General features: G+C 66.3%; 15 protein-coding genes. 1 reads left to right on the top strand and 14 read right to left on the bottom strand.

Annotated features, from left to right (window positions below; genetic code table 11):
• Nucleotides 1-121 precede the first annotated feature (121 nt).
• The 13 genes from hflC to ndk all read right to left on the bottom strand — a co-directional run bounded on the left by hflC (nt 122) and on the right by ndk (nt 14,110).
• Nucleotides 122-1,030, bottom strand: a complete 909-nt coding sequence (gene hflC / locus AC3WRI_RS10030; RefSeq protein WP_010809434.1) for a protease modulator HflC — start codon at nt 1,028-1,030, stop codon at nt 122-124.
• A gap of 10 nt (nt 1,031-1,040) precedes the next feature.
• On the bottom strand, nt 1,041-2,402 hold the full coding sequence (gene hflK / locus AC3WRI_RS10025) for an FtsH protease activity modulator HflK (RefSeq protein ID WP_010809433.1): 1,362 nt from the start codon (nt 2,400-2,402) through the stop codon (nt 1,041-1,043).
• 152 nt (nt 2,403-2,554) lie between these two features.
• A complete protein-coding gene (gene hflX, locus AC3WRI_RS10020) occupies nt 2,555-3,817 on the bottom strand; it encodes a GTPase HflX (RefSeq protein ID WP_010809432.1) in 1,263 nt (420 codons plus the stop codon).
• A gap of 225 nt (nt 3,818-4,042) precedes the next feature.
• Nucleotides 4,043-4,282: an RNA chaperone Hfq gene (gene hfq / locus AC3WRI_RS10015; RefSeq protein WP_010809431.1), complete on the bottom strand. Its 240-nt coding sequence runs from the start codon at nt 4,280-4,282 to the stop codon at nt 4,043-4,045.
• Between the two features lie 210 nt (nt 4,283-4,492).
• Nucleotides 4,493-5,836, bottom strand: coding sequence for a ribosome biogenesis GTPase Der (gene der, locus AC3WRI_RS10010; protein WP_010809430.1), 1,344 nt, complete (start codon nt 5,834-5,836; stop codon nt 4,493-4,495).
• Between the two features lie 220 nt (nt 5,837-6,056).
• On the bottom strand, nt 6,057-7,232 hold the full coding sequence (gene bamB / locus AC3WRI_RS10005) for an outer membrane protein assembly factor BamB (protein ID WP_011615625.1): 1,176 nt from the start codon (nt 7,230-7,232) through the stop codon (nt 6,057-6,059).
• A 68-nt stretch (nt 7,233-7,300) separates the two neighbouring features.
• Nucleotides 7,301-7,933 carry a tetratricopeptide repeat protein gene (locus tag AC3WRI_RS10000; RefSeq protein WP_010809428.1) on the bottom strand — a complete coding sequence of 211 codons (633 nt, stop codon included), beginning with the start codon at nt 7,931-7,933 and terminating at the stop codon, nt 7,301-7,303.
• 68 nt (nt 7,934-8,001) lie between these two features.
• A complete protein-coding gene (gene hisS / locus AC3WRI_RS09995) occupies nt 8,002-9,372 on the bottom strand; it encodes a histidine--tRNA ligase (protein ID WP_010809427.1) in 1,371 nt (456 codons plus the stop codon).
• 39 nt (nt 9,373-9,411) lie between these two features.
• The gene (gene ispG, locus AC3WRI_RS09990; RefSeq protein ID WP_010809426.1) at nt 9,412-10,704 is read right to left on the bottom strand and encodes a flavodoxin-dependent (E)-4-hydroxy-3-methylbut-2-enyl-diphosphate synthase; all 1,293 of its coding nucleotides are present in this window, start codon (nt 10,702-10,704) and stop codon (nt 9,412-9,414) included.
• 38 nt (nt 10,705-10,742) lie between these two features.
• A complete protein-coding gene (locus tag AC3WRI_RS09985) occupies nt 10,743-11,708 on the bottom strand; it encodes a RodZ domain-containing protein (protein ID WP_010809425.1) in 966 nt (321 codons plus the stop codon).
• Complete coding sequence (gene pilW, locus AC3WRI_RS09980) at nt 11,701-12,480, bottom strand: type IV pilus biogenesis/stability protein PilW (RefSeq protein WP_010809424.1); 780 nt, start codon at nt 12,478-12,480, stop codon at nt 11,701-11,703. The genes AC3WRI_RS09985 and pilW overlap by 8 nt, the downstream gene beginning before the upstream one ends.
• On the bottom strand, nt 12,477-13,631 hold the full coding sequence (gene rlmN, locus AC3WRI_RS09975) for a dual-specificity RNA methyltransferase RlmN (RefSeq protein ID WP_010809423.1): 1,155 nt from the start codon (nt 13,629-13,631) through the stop codon (nt 12,477-12,479). The genes pilW and rlmN overlap by 4 nt, the downstream gene beginning before the upstream one ends.
• Before the next feature lie 53 nt (nt 13,632-13,684).
• Nucleotides 13,685-14,110: a nucleoside-diphosphate kinase gene (gene ndk / locus AC3WRI_RS09970; RefSeq protein ID WP_010809422.1), complete on the bottom strand. Its 426-nt coding sequence runs from the start codon at nt 14,108-14,110 to the stop codon at nt 13,685-13,687.
• 372 nt (nt 14,111-14,482) lie between these two features.
• Here ndk and AC3WRI_RS09965 point away from each other — a divergent pair, with 372 nt between their 5' ends.
• Nucleotides 14,483-15,187 carry a Bax inhibitor-1/YccA family protein gene (locus AC3WRI_RS09965; RefSeq protein ID WP_010809421.1) on the top strand — a complete coding sequence of 235 codons (705 nt, stop codon included), beginning with the start codon at nt 14,483-14,485 and terminating at the stop codon, nt 15,185-15,187.
• Between the two features lie 69 nt (nt 15,188-15,256).
• Here the strand turns inward: AC3WRI_RS09965 and rlmD are convergent, their stop codons facing one another.
• Complete coding sequence (gene rlmD, locus AC3WRI_RS09960; RefSeq protein ID WP_010809420.1) at nt 15,257-16,582, bottom strand: 23S rRNA (uracil(1939)-C(5))-methyltransferase RlmD; 1,326 nt, start codon at nt 16,580-16,582, stop codon at nt 15,257-15,259.
• Nucleotides 16,583-16,681 lie beyond the last annotated feature (99 nt).

The following is a 16,681-nucleotide window of genomic DNA, read 5'->3' as shown; positions in this document are numbered from 1 at the left end:
ACCAGAAACGTCATCGCAGGCGCCACGCGCCCGCGCCATCACCCGGCGAGGATGGCTCCAGCCGGACAAAACCCCGGCAAGCCGGGGTTTCGTCAATTCGCCACACGGACAAGCGACGGTGCTAGCGCTTGCCTCCGGATCCGCCCGAGGCCGCCGCGGCGGCACCACCGCTGGAGCGCATGTAGCGGAAGAACTCGGAGTTGGGCTCAAGCACCAGCACGTCGCGCTTGTCGCGGAAGGTGTTGCGGTAAGCCTCCATGCTGCGCCAGAACTGCGCGAACTGCGGATCGCGGCCAAACGCGTCGGCATAGATCTGCGAGGCCTTGGCATCGCCCTGGCCCTTGATCACCTGGGCGTCGCGGTAGGCCTCGGCCAGCACCACTTCGCGCTGGCGGTCGGCATCGGCGCGGATCTTCTCGCCCTCGGCGGCGCCAGTTGAGCGCAGTTCGTTGGCCACGCGCTTGCGCTCGGCCTCCATGCGGCGGTACACCGATTCGCTGATCGCGGGCAGCAGGTCAACGCGCTTGAGGCGCACGTCCAGGATCTCGACGCCGACCGACTTGGCATATTCAGCCATGCCGTTGCGGATGGCCTGCATCACCTGCTCGCGCTCGCCGGCGACCACGTCGGCCACGGTGCGCTTGCCGAACTCCTCGCGCGCCACCGAGTCGATGCGCTGGGTCATGCGGTCCTGCGCGCCGCGCAGGTTGCCGCCGAAGGCCACGAAGAACTTGCGCGGATCGGTGATGCGCCATTTGACGAACCAGTCCACCACCATGCTCTTCTTCTCGGCGGTCAGGAAACGCTCGTTGGCGGCGACGTCGATGGTCTGCAGGCGGCGGTCCATGAACACCACGTTCTGGAACGGCGGCGGCAGCTTGAAGTGCAGGCCGGGCTCGCGCACCACCTGCTTGATCTGGCCGAAGGCGAACACCACGGCGTACTGGCGCTGGTCGACCACGAACAGCATGGACGAAACCACGGCCAGCAGGATGAAAAAGCCAATCGCGAAGGAAATCAGTCGGTTCATGACGGTCTCCTCAGCGCGAGTCGCGGTCGCGGTTGCGCAGCGCTTCGCGCGAGCGGGCGTCCGTCGATGCATCCGGCGCGGACGCCGGCGGGCTGGCCGCACCCGGTTGGCCCGGCTGCGGCGCAGCGCGGCCGTCGGCCTGTGCCATCAGCTTGTCCAGCGGCAGGTAGAGAAGATTGTTGCCCTGGCGCGCGTCCACCAGCACCTTGGTCGAATTGGTGTAGATCTGCTGCATGGTTTCCAGATAGATGCGGTCGCGCGTCACCTGCGGCGCCTTGGCGTATTCGGTCTGCACCGAACGGAAGCGCGAGGCATCGCCCTCGGCCTGCGCCACCACGCGGGAGCGGTAGGCTTCGGACTCTTCCTTCAGGCGCGCCGCGGTACCCTTGGCGCGCGGGAGGATGTCATTGGCATAGGCCTGGCCTTCGCTGATCGCGCGCTCGCGGTCCTGGCTGGCCTTGTTGACGTCGTCGAACGCGGCCTGCACCTGCTCGGGCGGCTGCACGCTCTGCACGTTCACGGACAGCACGCGGATGCCGGTCTTGTACGCCGTCAGGATGGCCTGGATCGACTTGGCCAGTTGCTGCGCGATCTGTTCGCGGCTCTCGTACAGCACCGCGTCCATCTTGTTGCGGCCGACGATCTCGCGCACCGAGGTCTCGGCGGCCTGCGTCACCAGCTCTTCATCGCCACCGCGGTCGGTCTTGTTGAAGAACAGGAATTCGCCGGCGTCCTGGATCACGTACTGCACGGTAAAGCGCACGTCGATGATGTTCTCGTCCTGCGTCAGCATCGACGAGTCCTTCAGGTTGCTGTCCTTGATCGAGGTGGAGCGCCCCACCTCGACCGAACGCACCGCCGACAGGTTGACGATCTCGGCCGACTGGACCGGCCAGGGCATGCGCCAGTTGATGCCGGGGCCGGTGGAGTACTTGAACTTGCCGAACTGCAGGATCACCGCGGTCTGGCCTTCCTGAACCATGAAGAAGCCGCTGGCCAGCCAGATGCCGACCACGGCCGCGACGATCACGCCAGCGCCCACCCCCGAGCCCTTGCCCGGCGTGCGCGGACCGCCAAAGCCCTGGTTGTTGCCGCCGCCGTTGTCCTTGCGGCCGAGCAGGCCGTTCAGGCGGCGGTTGAAGTCGCGCCACAGTTCGTCCAGGTCGGGCGGGCCGCCGTCCTGCTGCGGGCGCTGGTTCTGCTGGCGGTTGTCGTCGCGACCGTCCTTCTTGTCGTCGTCGTCCTGACCGTTGCGACCCCAGCGCGGATCGTTCAGCGAGAAGATGGCGCGCAGGCGCTGCCAGCCCGCGCGCAGCGCGAAGCGGCCGCCTGGTGTCAGGCTCGAATCAGCATTCCGGGGAAACTGGGGCATGAAGTGCACGGGTCCGGGGAAGTTTGTAACAGGGGGATTCTAGCAGTCATCCGAGCCACTTTTGGCCAATTCGCGCAATCCCGGCAGCAATCGCACCGGGATTGGGCAGAACGGCCGGAGCACTGGCGGCGAACTGACGGCAACTTGACAGGCTACAGCCTGTCCGAATCCCCCGCATCAGCGTCGTCGCTGCCGTCAGCCACGCCGCCCTCATCTGCACTGCCATCATCGCCGGCATCGGCGTACTGGGGCACGTCGGCCAGGCGCGGGTCATAGGGTTGCGGCTCGGGCGGGCGGCTGGCCAGCCATTGCGCCACCTCGACCACGGCCTCGCGCAGCGCATCCAGGCCCATGCCCTCGCGCGCGCTCAGGAACACGCGGGTGGGGATGCCGTCCTCGTCGCGCTCCAGGCGCGGGCCCTGCTCCAGCAGCTCGGGCGCGGCATCGATCTTGTTCATCACCACGATCTGCGGGATGTCCAGCGCGTTGATTTCCGCCAGCACGCGGTTGACCTGCTCGATCTGCTCGTGGCGCACCGGGCTCGATGCATCCACCACATGCAGCAGCAGGTCGGCATGCACGGTCTCGTCCAGCGTGGCGCGGAATGCCGCCACCAGTTGCGTGGGCAGGTCGCGGATAAAGCCGACCGTGTCGGACAGCACCACGTTGCCCAGCCCGTCCAGGAACAGGCGGCGCGAGGTGGTGTCGAGCGTGGCGAACAGCTGGTCGGCCGCATAGGCGCCAGCCTTGGTCAGCGCATTGAACAGCGTCGACTTGCCCGCGTTGGTATAGCCCACCAGCGAAATGCTGAGCGTGTCATTGCGCGCGCGCGCGCGCCGCTGCGTGCTGTGCTGGCGCTGCAGCCGCGACAGATCGGACTTGAGCCGCTTGGCGCGCTCGTCCAGCATGCGCCGGTCCAGCTCGAGCTGGCGCTCGCCGGGGCCGCCGCGCATGCCGATGCCGCCCTTCTGCCGCTCCAGGTGGCTCCACGCGCGGACCAGCCGCGACGCGCGGTACTGGACCTGCGCCAGCTCCACCTGCACCTTGCCCACGTGGCTCTGCGCGCGCTGCCCGAAGATGTCCAGGATCAGGCCGGTGCGGTCGATCACGTGGCGGTTCAGGAAGCGCTCCAGGTTGCGCTGCTGTGCCGGGCTCAGGGCGTGGTTGAACACCACCACGTCGGCATCCAGCGCGTCGGCGGCCTCCTTCAGCTCCTCGGCCTTGCCCGAGCCGATGAACAGCGCCGGATCCGGCCGCGAGCGGCGGCCCGTCAACGTATGCACCGGCACAGAGCCAGCGGTAGAGGTCAGCAGCGCCAGTTCGCTGAGGCTTTCCTGGAAATCATGCTTGCCGAAGTCGACGCCGACCAGAATGGCGCGCGAAGGGGCGGTATTTGAAGTGGCTCTGGGGTCCAAGGGCGGGCGCGAAAGCGCAGGGAAAAACGGGTTCAGGGGGAAGGCGGGCGGATGTCGGACACTGTCCCGGCCCCTGCCGGGACAGGCCGCCGCATGATGCGGAACGTGGCGGCAGCGGTGGCGGCATTGGCAACCGCCAGGCCGCGCGGCACCGGGCGCAATGGCGCACCGGCGCCGGGCATCGGTGCGGCGCCGCGGGGCGCCCGCACGATGCCCGCAAGGAGATCAGGCCTCGGCGGCGTCATCCACGCGGAAATTGACCGCGCGCGCAGGAACGACAGTGGAAATCGCATGCTTGTAGACCATCTGCGTCACGGTGTTGCGCAGCAGGACGACATACTGGTCGAACGATTCGATATTGCCTTGCAGCTTGATGCCATTGACGAGGTAGATGGAAACCGGCACGTGCTCTTTGCGCAGCGCGTTCAGGAACGGGTCTTGTAGCAGTTGCCCTTTGTTGCTCATGGCACACTCCAAATTTATAGGTTTAGTGGTGAATGATGGGGATGGAAATCCCCGGTTCAAGTCAGGCGGCGCAAAAACGCGCCAGAAAAAAGATCAAAAACGGTACCAAGTCGGCGTCAATGCACAGGGAACCCCTGCTACCGCAAATTTAGCCGCAGTTCCAAACGAACGCAAACGAAAACTTGCCCCGCCAGGAATCCGATTCCGGACTCAATCCTTCGAGTCCGCGTACGGATTTTTGTTCGTACGAAATTCGATGCGAAGAGGGGTGCCCTTTAGCTTGAATGCCGTACGGAAACGATTTTCCAGGTAGCGCCGGTAGGTTTCCGCAACGCCCGAGAGCGCATTGCCGTGGATCACGATAATGGGCGGATTCGAGCCGCCCTGGTGCGCGTAGCGCAGCTTGGGCCGCGACGCGCCGACCCGCTTGGGCTGCTGGAATTCCACCGCTTCCTGCAGCACACGCGTGAGCTGCGGCGTCGGCAGCTTGACCATGGCCGCGGCGAACGCGTCATCGACCGAACGCATCAGCGCGCCAATGCCGGTACGCTCGCGTGCCGAGACAAAATGGAAATTCGCGAAGCTAAGGAATTGCAGCTTGCGTTCCAGGTCATGCTTGATGCGGTCGCGGGTATGGCCGTCCAGCCCATCCCATTTATTGACGCCCACCACCAGTGCGCGGCCCGATTCCACGATAAAGCCGGCGATATGCGCGTCCTGGTCGGAAATATCCTGTTGCGCATCGAGCAGCAGGATCACCACATTGGCATCGGCGATCGACTGCAGCGTCTTGACCACCGAGAACTTCTCGATCGCCTCGAACACCTTGCCGCGCCGGCGCAAGCCTGCCGTGTCGATCAGCGTGTAGGGCTTGCCGCCGCGCTCGAACTCCACGTAGATGGCATCCCGGGTGGTGCCGGGCATGTCGAACGCGATCACGCGCTCTTCGCCGATCAGCGTGTTGACCAGCGTGGATTTCCCCACATTGGGGCGCCCGACGATGGCGATCTTGACGCCCTTGCCTTCGTCCGGAATCTCTTCGCCCAGCTCGGGGCGCTCCTGGACCGCGAGTTCGATGGCTTCGTCGACCAGTTCGCTCACGCCGTCGCCGTGGGCAGCGGAGATCGCGTACGGATCGCCCATGCCCAGCTCATAGAAGTCGGCCGCCACCGAGGTGTACTTCATGCCCTCGGCCTTGTTGACCGCCAGCATGATGCGCCGTCCGGTCTTGCGCAGGTAGTCGGCGATGGCGCGGTCCTGCGGCGCCAGGCCCAGGCGGCCGTCGACGATGAAGATCACCACGTCAGCCTCGACCACGGCCTGCTTGGTCTGCTTGGCCATCTCGGCGACGATGCCTTCCTTGACCACCGGCTCGAAGCCGCCAGTATCGATGGCGATGAACGGACGTTCGCCGATGCGCCCTTCCCCGTAATGGCGGTCGCGCGTCAGGCCCGGCAGGTCGGCGACAAGGGCGTCGCGCGATCGGGTCATGCGGTTAAATAGCGTCGACTTGCCCACATTGGGGCGGCCGACAAGTGCGATAACTGGTTTCATGCAATAAACGGAAACGGGGGCCGGCACGCCGCCCCCCGGTAACTCCGGAGTCAATGGATCCGACGGCACGCCGCGCCACCTAGGGCGCGGTCTGCCGCTTGTCCTGTCGGGCGCGGCGCCGGGTCAACGGACCCGCTGCAATTGCCGCGCTAAGGATCATGCTACCGGATTCGGCGCTGGCCGTACCGACAGGTGTACGGCAGCGCGCATTGGATTCCTGTCAGCCAGGCTGGAAACCGTAGACGTCGCCGTCGCGGGTCTGGATTACCAGGGTCTGCCCCGCCACCACGGGCGCGGCGGTGATGGCACTGCCATCGGTCTTCATGCGTGCGATGACCTGGCCGTCTTCGCGCGACAGGAAGTGTACATAACCTTCAAAGTCGCCCATTACCACCGAGCGGCCCAGGGCCAGCGGCGCGCCCAGGCGGCGATTGCGCAGGTCGTTGTTCTTCCAGCGCTCGTTGCCGTTCTGGCGGTCGAACGCATGCACGACCGACTGCTCGTCGCTGGCGTAAATTGCATTGTCATCCTGCGCCGGGCCGCTCGGCGACGAGAAATCCTTGCCCCACTGCGGCTGCCCGCTGGCCAGTTCCAGGCAGGCCACCCGGCCCTGGAAGGTGGTGGCGCAGACCTGGCGCCCGCTCACCATCGGCAGGCCGGTGACGTCGTTCAGGCGCTCGATCTCCGACACGCCCTTCGGGTACGAGACCGCACTCTCCCAGCGCAGCACGCCGTTGCCCGGCGTCAGCACGCCCAGCTTGCCGCCGGGGAAGCCCATCACGATGCCGTCGCCGGCAAACACCATCCCCATCGCCGCGCGCAGGTTCAGCGGCGTCTGCGAACGCTGGTAGATCCAGCGGCGCTCGCCGGTCTCGGCGTCCAGGCCGAATACGCGCGTGTCGGTGGTGCGCACCACCACCAGGCCATTGCCGACCAGCGGCGCCGACAGCACCTCGCCGTTGACCTGCTTCTTCCAGATCTGCTTGCCGCTGGCGTCAAAGGCATAGATGGCGCCCTTCTCGCCGGCGACCGCCGTCACCGAGCCATCACTGCCCGGACCCGAGGTCAGGTCCAGGTCGGCCTTGGACTTCCACAGCACGCGCCCGCTGGCGCCTTCCAGCGCCATCACGTTGCCGTTATTGGACGACACGTAGACGTTGTTGCCCGCCGCGGCCGGCTGCATCGAATAGGGGCCGCTCTTGCCCACGTCGGCCTTCCAGGCCTGGCGCACCGACAGCGTGCCCGAGACCGGCTTGAGCTCGGCGGGCGGGTGCTTGTTTTCCTTGCTGAACAGCGAGCAGCCGCCCAGTGTGGCCAGGCAGGCAACCGCCACCAGCGCACGGGTCATGGCGCGGGCGGGCTGGCGATGTACGGCACGGGAAAGCACTGACGTCATAGGGTTACGGTCCTGTTTATACGATCCGCTGGATATGCGGTGTTTGCATGCGTTCGGGCGCGGCCGGATCAGGCCGTGCCCAGCGCATCAAGCTTGAACTGGATGATCTGGCGCATCGCCGGCTCTTCCTGGCCCAGCTTGTCCAGCGCCTTGCGATAGGCCGTGCGCGCATCGTCGCGCTTGTCCTGCGCGGCGAGCAGGTCGCCGCGGCGGTCGGCATACAGCGCCACGAACGCTGCCGGCGGTTCATCCTTGAGCAGCGCCAGGCCCTTGTCGTAGGCCTTCTCGTCGAGCAGCACGCCGGCCAGGCGCACGCGCGCCAGGTGCGAATACTCCTGGTCGCCATGGTCGATGGCCCATTGCAGCTGGCTCTTGGCCGCGGCGAGGTCGCCCGCATCGTACAGCACGCGGCCCGCGACCAGCGCGCTCATCTGGCCATAGGCGGTGCGGCCGTACTTGTCTTCCAGGTCGGTCGCGGCGCGCTTGATGCGCTCGATGTCGCGCGCCTCGGCGGCCTTGAGCACCTGCTCGTACAGCACCGCGGCCTCGCCGGCCTGCTTGCGTTCCCAGTACTTCCAGCCGTTCCAGCCGGCGAACGCCAGCAGCGCGACGATCAGCACCCAGGTCAGCGCATTGCCGTACTGGCGCCACCAGGCCTTCAGATTCTCAAGCTGTTCCTGTTCTTCTAGATCGTAAGCCATGTCGAGGCAATCACCTGCGTTGGGTTAGGTACTCGTGTACTGGGTTTTCCGGGTGGCCGGTGCGCGATTTATTCGCTGGCGCCGACCATGGCGTCGATCAGGTAATCGACCAGTCCCTCGGCCGGCACGGTGGCCTGTTGTCCACCGCCTTCGGCCTGCTCGCGCTGGCGAAGTTCCTTGACCTGGACCACGCCGGCAGCCACTTCGTCGTCGCCAATGATAACGGCATAGGCCGCGCCGCTTGTGTCGGCGCGCTTCATCTGCGACTTGAAGCTGCCGCCCTTGCCGTCGGGGCTGGCGTGCAGCACCACGTCCAGGCCTGCGTCGCGCAGCCGTTCCGCGGCGATCATCGCCTGCTGCGCGGCGGCTTCGCCCTGGTGCACCAGGTAGACGTCGCAGCCCGCCGCGTCGGGCACCACGCCCTCTTCGCGGATCAGCTCGATGATGCGCTCGATGCCCATGGCCCAGCCGCAGGCCGGCGCCGGCTTGCCGCCCATCTGCGCGATCAGCGGGTCATAGCGCCCGCCGCCGGCGATGGTGCCCTGCGCACCCAGCTTGTCGGTGATCCACTCGAACACCGTCAGGTTGTAGTAGTCCAGGCCACGCACCAGGCGCGGATTGATCTTGAACGGGATGTTGTTGGCCTTGAGCAGGCGCTGCACGCCCTCGAAGTGCGCCAGCGACTCCTCGCCCAGGAAATCGATCAGCTTGGGCGCGTTCGCCGCCATCTCCTGCAGCGCCGGGTTCTTGGTGTCCAGCACGCGCAGCGGATTGGTGTACAGGCGGCGCTTGCTGTCGTCGTCCAGGATGTCCTGGAAGCCTTCCAGGTACTTGATCAGCTGTTCGCGGTGCGCGGCGCGTTCATGGGCCTGCCCCAGCGAATTGAGCTCCAGGCGCACGCCAACCAGGCCCAGGTCGTCCCACAGGCGCTGGCACATCAGGATGATTTCGGCATCCACGTCCGGGCCGGCAAAGCCCAGCGCCTCGGCGCCGAGCTGGTGGAACTGGCGGTAGCGGCCGCGCTGCGGACGCTCGTGGCGGAACATCGGGCCGGTGTACCACAGGCGCTTGGGGCCGTCGTACAGCAGATTGTGCTCGATGGTGGCGCGCACGGCCGCGGCGGTGCCTTCGGGGCGCAGCGTCAGCTGCTCGCCGTTGAGCGAATCGGTGAAGGAGTACATCTCCTTCTCGACGATGTCAGTGACCTCGCCGATGCCGCGCACGAACAGCTGCGTATGCTCGACGATCGGCGTGCGGATCTGCTGGTAGCCGTAGGCACGCAGCATGGCGCGTGCGGCATTCTCGAAATGCTCCCACAGCGGCGCGTCCGCCGGCAGCATGTCGTTCATGCCCTTCACGCCCTGCAGGGCCTTGGCGGGGCGCACCTTCGGTTCGGTCTTGGCACCGCCTGCGGCGGCAACGTTCTCGGATTGCGTCATTCTGTTCTTGTCAGGCTGCTGGCACCCGGCCGGTCCGGCTCAGGCTGCCACTTCTTTGTCGGCCCGCGCAGCGCCCGGGCCGTAATGTGTGCGAACGTATTCATCTACGATCGCCTGGAATTCTTCTGCAATGCGCTCGCCGCGCAGCGTCTTCACCTTGACGCCGTCGACGAACACCGGCGCCGCCGGCGATTCACCCGAGCCCGGCAGCGAGATGCCGATGTTGGCGTGCTTGCTCTCGCCCGGGCCATTGACGATGCAGCCCATCACGGCCACATCCATTTCCTCGACGCCCGGGTAGGCGGTCTTCCATTGCGGCATCTGCTCGCGCAGATAGGCCTGGATGCTTGCCGCCAGCTCCTGGAAAACGGTGCTGGTGGTGCGGCCACAGCCCGGGCACGCAATCACCATCGGGGTGAAGTTGCGCATGCCCATGGTCTGCAGGATCTCCTGCCCCACGTACACCTCTTTCTCGCGCGGCGCGCCGGGTTCAGGCGTCAGCGAGATGCGGATGGTGTCGCCGATGCCTTCCTGCAGCAGCACCGACAGCGCCGCGGTCGACGCCACGATGCCCTTGCTGCCCATCCCGGCCTCGGTCAGCCCGAGGTGCAGCGCGTAGTCGCAGCGGCGTGCCAGCTCGCGGTACACCGCGACCAGTTCCTGCACCTGCGACACCTTGCACGACAGGATGATCTGGTCGCCCGGCAGGCCGATTTCCTCGGCCTTCTTGGCCGAGTCGATGGCCGAGGTGATCAGCGCCTCGATCATCACGCTCTGCGCCGGCCACGGCTCGGCGCGCCCGGCGTTCTCGTCCATGATCCGTGCCAGCAGGTCCTGGTCCAGGCTGCCCCAGTTCACGCCGATGCGCACCGGCTTGTGGTAGCGGCACGCCATCTCGATCATCTGCGCGAACTGCGTGTCGCGCTTGGCGCCCTGGCCGACATTGCCGGGGTTGATCCGGTACTTGGACAGCGCCTCGGCACAGGCCGGATAGTCCTGCAGCAGCTTGTGGCCGTTGTAGTGGAAGTCGCCCACCAGCGGCACGTCCACGCCCATGCGGTCGAGCTGCTCGCGGATCGACGGCACCGCGGCGGCGGCCTCGGGCGTGTTCACCGTGATGCGCACGATCTCCGAGCCCGCACGCGCCAGTTCCTTGACCTGGATGGCCGTGCCGATGGCGTCGACCGTATCCGTGTTGGTCATCGACTGCACGCGCACCGGCGCACCGCCGCCAATGGTCACCACATTGTCGCCCCACGCAACGCGCGCCTGGCGCGTCTGGCGGCGCGGCAGCGGACCGGGCAGGACCGGGAGACAGAGCTGTTGGTTCATAGCGTTACCACCTTGCAAAGACGCACCTCGCGCCCGCGTCAGGGCAGCGTCAGGCGCGCCACGTTGTTGCGGTTGGCTGCCTTCAGGTCGACCGGCGTGCCATTGCGCGTCAGCGACTCGACGCCCTTGACGTTGCCGATCACCACCTTGTATGGGGCCGTGCCGCCACCGGCCACGGTCTGGCCAGCCTTGGCGGTACCGCCCATGACGATCTTGCCGCTATTGTCCCGGATCTCATACCAGGTATCGGCGGCAAAACGGATCTGCAGTTCGCCCTCTCCTGCTGGCGCAGCCGGTGCCGCGGCAGCTGCAGGCGCGGAAGCGGCTGCGGGCGCCAGCGCGGCCACGGGGGCCGCGGCGGCACTGGCCGGAGCGGTTTCGGCAGACGGCGCCGGCGAATCGCTGGCGGCCATGACCGGCGGCAGCACCGCCGTCACGGTGCCGGCTTCCGTGCTCTGGATCACGGCAGGCGCTTCAGCCGTTACGGTCTCGGCAGCGCTGCTGCGCGCATCGATCCATGCGCGGATATGGTCAAGCCCGAACCAGCCGCCCGCGGCCACCAGCACGGCCACCAGCGCCAGCCAGACCCAGCGGCCGCCGTTGCCGCCCGAGCGGAAGCGGTTGCGGTCGTCGAAGGCCGCATTGATGCCACCTTCGCGCTGCCGGGCAATTTCCGCCACCTGCGCCACCGGGCGCGGCTGGAAGCGTGCCAGCAGCGGGTCGATGTCGACGTGCAGCATGCGCGCATAGGCACGCATCACGCCCTTGGCGAAGGTCACGTCGGGCAGTGCCTGCAGGTTGCCGGCCTCGATCGCGCGCAGCTTGCCTGCAGCCACCTTCAGGCGCGCGCTGACGTCTTCCACCGACATGCGCTGCGCCTCGCGCTCGCGCGCCAGCGCTGCGCCGATCTCGCGTGCGGCAGCTTCGCGTTCTCCTTCGTGCGCGCCCCCGCCGACTTGTTGCGTCGGTACGGCCTGGCCTGCGGCGCGGTCGTGCTCACTCATCCCATGCTCCTTGTTCGTAGGCGGTCAACTCACGCGAGTCGGGGAAGCGGCTGCGCAGTTGCGCCCCAAGCGCATCCTGCGTGCGGCTGTCGCCCTGACGGTGGGCAATGCGCGCTCCCAGCCAGAGGGATTGCGCATTGACATATTGGCTGTTGTTGACGCGCTGGATATATTGCCGGGCCTGCGCGAAGTCGCCGCGCCGGTAGAAGACCAGCGCGAGGTTGGTGTTGGCCACCGGGTTGTTGCGGTCGTAGCCGAGCGCGGCCTTCAGGTTCTTTTCCGCTTCGGCGCTGTGGCCCTGGCGCAGTTCGCACGCGCCCAGGCTGATCAGCGGCTTGGCGGGGCCGCCTGCTGACGGCGCCGCCATCGCGCGCTGCAGCATCGGCACGGCCTCGCCGTAGCGCCCTTCCTGGCACAGGAACCAGCCGTAGTTGTTGAGCAGGTCGCCGTCGTTGGCACGCATCGACACCGCCGTGCGGAAGCTGTCGTCGGCCAGCGTGCGCTCATTCATGTTCATGTAGATCAGCGCGCGCACATGGTAGGCATCGGCAAGCGCCGGATCGATGGCAATGGCCTGCTTGATCTCGTCAAGGGCGACCGCGTTCTGGCCGGCCTCCAGATAGTTGGTGGCGAGCTGCAGCCGGATGCCGGCACGGCGCCTTGCATCGGTCTGGTCGGAAGCGGTCTGGGGATCCTGCGCCGGCGCATGCGGCAGCTGGCAGCCGGACAACATCAGCAGCCCCAGCAGGGCCGCAGCGATCAGACGGATCATGCAGGGCGAACCTCCCGAGGCTGGCCGGAAGCAGCGACCGGCACCAGTGGCGTGATCTTGCCGAACTTGCCGCGCTCGGCCAGGCGCGTGCGGTCCTTCACCTCACCGGCAAGCTGGCCGCAGGCGGCGTCGATATCGTCGCCGCGGGTCTTGCGGATGGTGGTCACGATCCCTGCGTCCATCAGCACCTGCGCAAAGCGCCGGATCTGATCGTTGTTGGAGCGCTTCAGGCCCGATTCGGGGAAGGGATTGAACGGGATCAGGTTGAACTTGCACGGCACGTCGGCCACAAGCTTCAGCAGTTCCCGCGCATGCTCGACGCCGTCGTTGACGCCGTCCAGCATGCAGTATTCGAAAGTAATGAAATCGCGCGGCGCGAATTCCAGGTAGCGGCGGCATGCCGCCATCAGTTCGGCCAGCGGGTACTTCTTGTTCAGCGGCACCAGCACGTCGCGCAAGGCGTCATTGGACGCGTGCAGCGACACGGCGAGAGCCACCGGGAGATCCTTGGACAGCCGGTCCATCATCGGCACCACGCCGGAGGTGGACAGCGTCACGCGGCGGCGCGACAGGCCGTAGGCGTTGTCGTCGAGCATCAGGCGCATGGCCGGCACGACAGCATCGTAGTTCAGCAGCGGCTCGCCCATGCCCATCATCACCACGTTGGAGATGACGCGGTCGTCCTTGGGGCCGCGGCCCAGTTGTTCGCGCATGGCGAACTCCGCCATCCACAGCTGGCCGATGATTTCACCGGTGCTGAGGTTGCGCGAGAAGCCTTGCTTGCCGGTGGAACAGAAGCGGCAGTTGACGGCGCACCCTGCTTGCGAGGAAACGCACAGCGTGCCGCGCGTTTCCTCGGGGATGTAGACCGTTTCCACCGCGTTGCCCTGGCCCACGTCGAGCAGCCACTTGCGCGTGCCGTCGGCCGACAGGTGGTCGGTAATGGCGGCAGGCGCGCGGATCTCGGCCCGCGTCGCGAGCTTTTCGCGCAGCGACTTGGCGAGATCCGACATGGCGTCGAAGCGGCTGGCACCGTAGTGGTGGATCCAGCGTTGCAGTTGCCGCGCACGGAACGGCTTCTCGCCGAGCTCGCCGCAATAAGCGGTGAGCGCGTCCGCGTCGAGGTCGAGCAGGTTGACGAGAGCGTTCATGGCGGCAAACTCAGCTTCGGTGTCAGTCTAGTCCTGGCAGCAGCGCCGGACAATCAGCGGCTGTAGACGTTCATGCCCGGGAAGAAGAACGACACTTCCACGGCAGCCGTTTCAGCGGCGTCCGAGCCGTGCACGGCGTTGGCGTCGATGCTGTCGGCGAAATCGGCGCGGATGGTGCCCTTCTCGGCCTTCTTCGGGTCGGTGGCGCCCATCAGGTCACGGTTCTTGGCGATGGCGTTCTCGCCTTCCAGGGCCTGGATCATGACCGGGCCGGAAACCATGAAATCCACCAGGTCCTTGAAGAACGGACGCTCCTTGTGGACAGCGTAGAACTGCTCGGCTTCGCCGCGCGACAGGTGCACCATCTTGGCAGCAACGATCTTCAGGCCGGCGGCCTCGAAACGGGCGTAGATCTGGCCAATGACATTCTTGGCCACGGCATCCGGCTTGATAATCGACAGGGTGCGTTCGATCGCCATGAAAAACTCCGAAAAATGAAGGGGTTACAAATGGATTAAACGTGCGATTCTAGCACGAAGACTATGACCCTTTCGAGGGTCTTCCCTGCTCTGCCGTGTGTCGGGCCGCCCTTGCCGCACAACCGGGCGCAAAGTGCGCCAATGAGCGCATTACAAGCTTGTCATGCCAGGAACACGCCGCCCCGGCTAACATCCAATGTGAGCGGCACCGAACGGCGCAAAGCATGCAATAGGTGACTCATGGGTTACCTCGCCCTTGCAATTTAGCCTCCCAGGTGCCACATTGACGATGGTTCCGTCCGGGTTCCATACGAATCTTCGCATCCGAAGCCTCGCAGCCCGGCGCCTCACCGTTTTGAGACAGGAGTCACCATGGATAACAAGCTGAACACCTACGGTTTCGGCAACAGTGCGTCGACCGTCACTGACGTCGTCGTTCGCAACCGGGTCTTGCGCAACACTTACTGGCTGCTGGCCCTCTCGATGATCCCCACCGTGCTCGGCGCGTGGATCGGCGTGGCCACCGGCTTCAGCTTCATGGCGGGCAACCCGTTCCTGTCGCTGATCCTGTTCCTGGGCATTGCGTTCGGGTTCTTCTACGGTATCGAGAAGACCAAGAACAGCAGCATGGGCGTGGTCCTGCTGCTGGCCTTCACGTTCTTCATGGGGCTAATGCTGTCGCGGTTGATCGGCGTGACGCTGCAGTTCTCCAACGGGCCGGCGCTGATCATGTATGCCTTTGGCGGCACGGCGGCGGTATTCGGCGCAATGGCGACCATCGCCACGGTCAGCAAGCGTGATTTCTCCGGCCTGGGCAAGTTCCTGTTCGTCGGCGTGATCCTGCTGATCCTGGCCAGCGTCGCCAATATCTGGCTGCAGCTGCCCTCGCTGATGATCACGGTGTCGGTGATCGCCATCGGTATCTTCTCGGCGTACATCCTGTTCGATGTGCAGCGCGTGGTAAACGGCGGCGAGACCAACTACATCACCGCCACGCTGGCAATCTACCTGGACGTGTACAATGTCTTCGTCAACCTGCTGGCGCTGCTGGGCATCTTCGGCGGCAGCCGCGAGTGACGGCAACCTCCCCTGCAGCATGAAAAAACCGGCCTGATGGCCGGTTTTTCTTTGGTGCGACTTGCGCGATCAGCCGCGCTCGAACACCGCGATCGACTCCACGTGCGAGGTGTGCGGGAACATGTTGACCACGCCCGCGCCGGCGAGCCGGTAGCCCGCCCCGTGCACCAGCAGGCCGGCGTCGCGCGCCAGCGTGGCTGGGCTGCACGAGACGTAGACGATGCGCTGCGGCAGCACGTTGCTGCCCTGCTGCGCCAGTTCGCCCAGCGCCTTGCACACGGCCAGCGCGCCTTCGCGCGGCGGATCGACCAGCCAGCGGTCAAAGCGGCCCAGCGCGGCAATGTCCTCGGCCGTGACCTCGAACAGGTTTCGGCATGCAAACTCGGTCCTGGCCGCCAGCCCGTTGTATTCGGCGTTGGCCAGCGCACGCGTGGTCAGCGCCTCGCTGCCTTCGATGCCCATCACCGACTTGCCCTGCGTGGCCAGCGGCAGCGTGAAGTTGCCGATGCCGCAGAACAGGTCGAGCAGGCGGTCCTGCGGCTGCGCATCCAGCAAGCGCAGCGCGCGGCCGATCAGCACACGGTTGATCTGGTGATTCACCTGGGTGAAATCGGTCGGCTTGAACGGCATGCGGATGCCGAATTCCGGCAGCGTATAGGCCAGCTCGGCATCGGCCGGGTAGAACGGGTAGACCGTATCCGGACCCTTGGGCTGCAGCCAGAACTGCACCTTGTGCTGGTCGGCGAAGGCGCGCAGCAGGTCCTTGTCGGCATCGGTCAGCGGCTCCAGGATGCGCAGCACCAGCGCGGTGACTTCCTGCCCCACGGCCAGCTCGATCTGCGGCATGCGGTCGCGGATCGACAGGCCGCCGACCAGCTCGCGCAGCGGCACCAGCATGGCCGACACGTGCGGCGGCAGGATCTCGCAACGGGTCATGTCGGCCACATAGCTGCTCTTGCGCTCATGGAAGCCGACCAGCACCCCACCCTTCTTGGCCACATGGCGCACAGTCAGCCGCGCGCGGTAGCGATAGCCCCAGTCCGGCCCGGCGATGGGACGGAACACCACGTCGGGCTTCACCTTGGACAGGTGCCACAGGTTGTCTTCCAGCACGCGCTGCTTGATCGCCAGCTGGGCACGCGAATCGAGATGCTGCATCGAGCACCCGCCGCAGACCCCGAAATGCTGGCAGCCGGGCTTCACGCGCATCACCGATTCCTGCCGGACCTCGACCAGGTGTGCCTGCTCGTAGCTGGGCTTGCGGCGAAAGCTGCGGTAGCTGACGGTCTCGCCGGGCAGCGCGCCTTCGACGAAGATCACCTTGCCGGGCGTGCCGTCCTCATTCAGCAGGCGGCCAACGCCGCGGGCCTCCATGTCGAGGCTGTCGATCGACACCGCGGGATCGGCCGCGGGGGCGCCAGCGTCGGCGCGGACACGGGACTCTTTTGCGACGGGAGCAGCACCTTGATCGGCAACAGCGGCCGGGGCTGCCGG

Source organism: Cupriavidus sp. FW305-27 (genome assembly GCF_058787995.1).
Note: the sequence above shows the minus strand (reverse complement) of the source record. Positions and strands in the feature narration are given on the sequence as shown.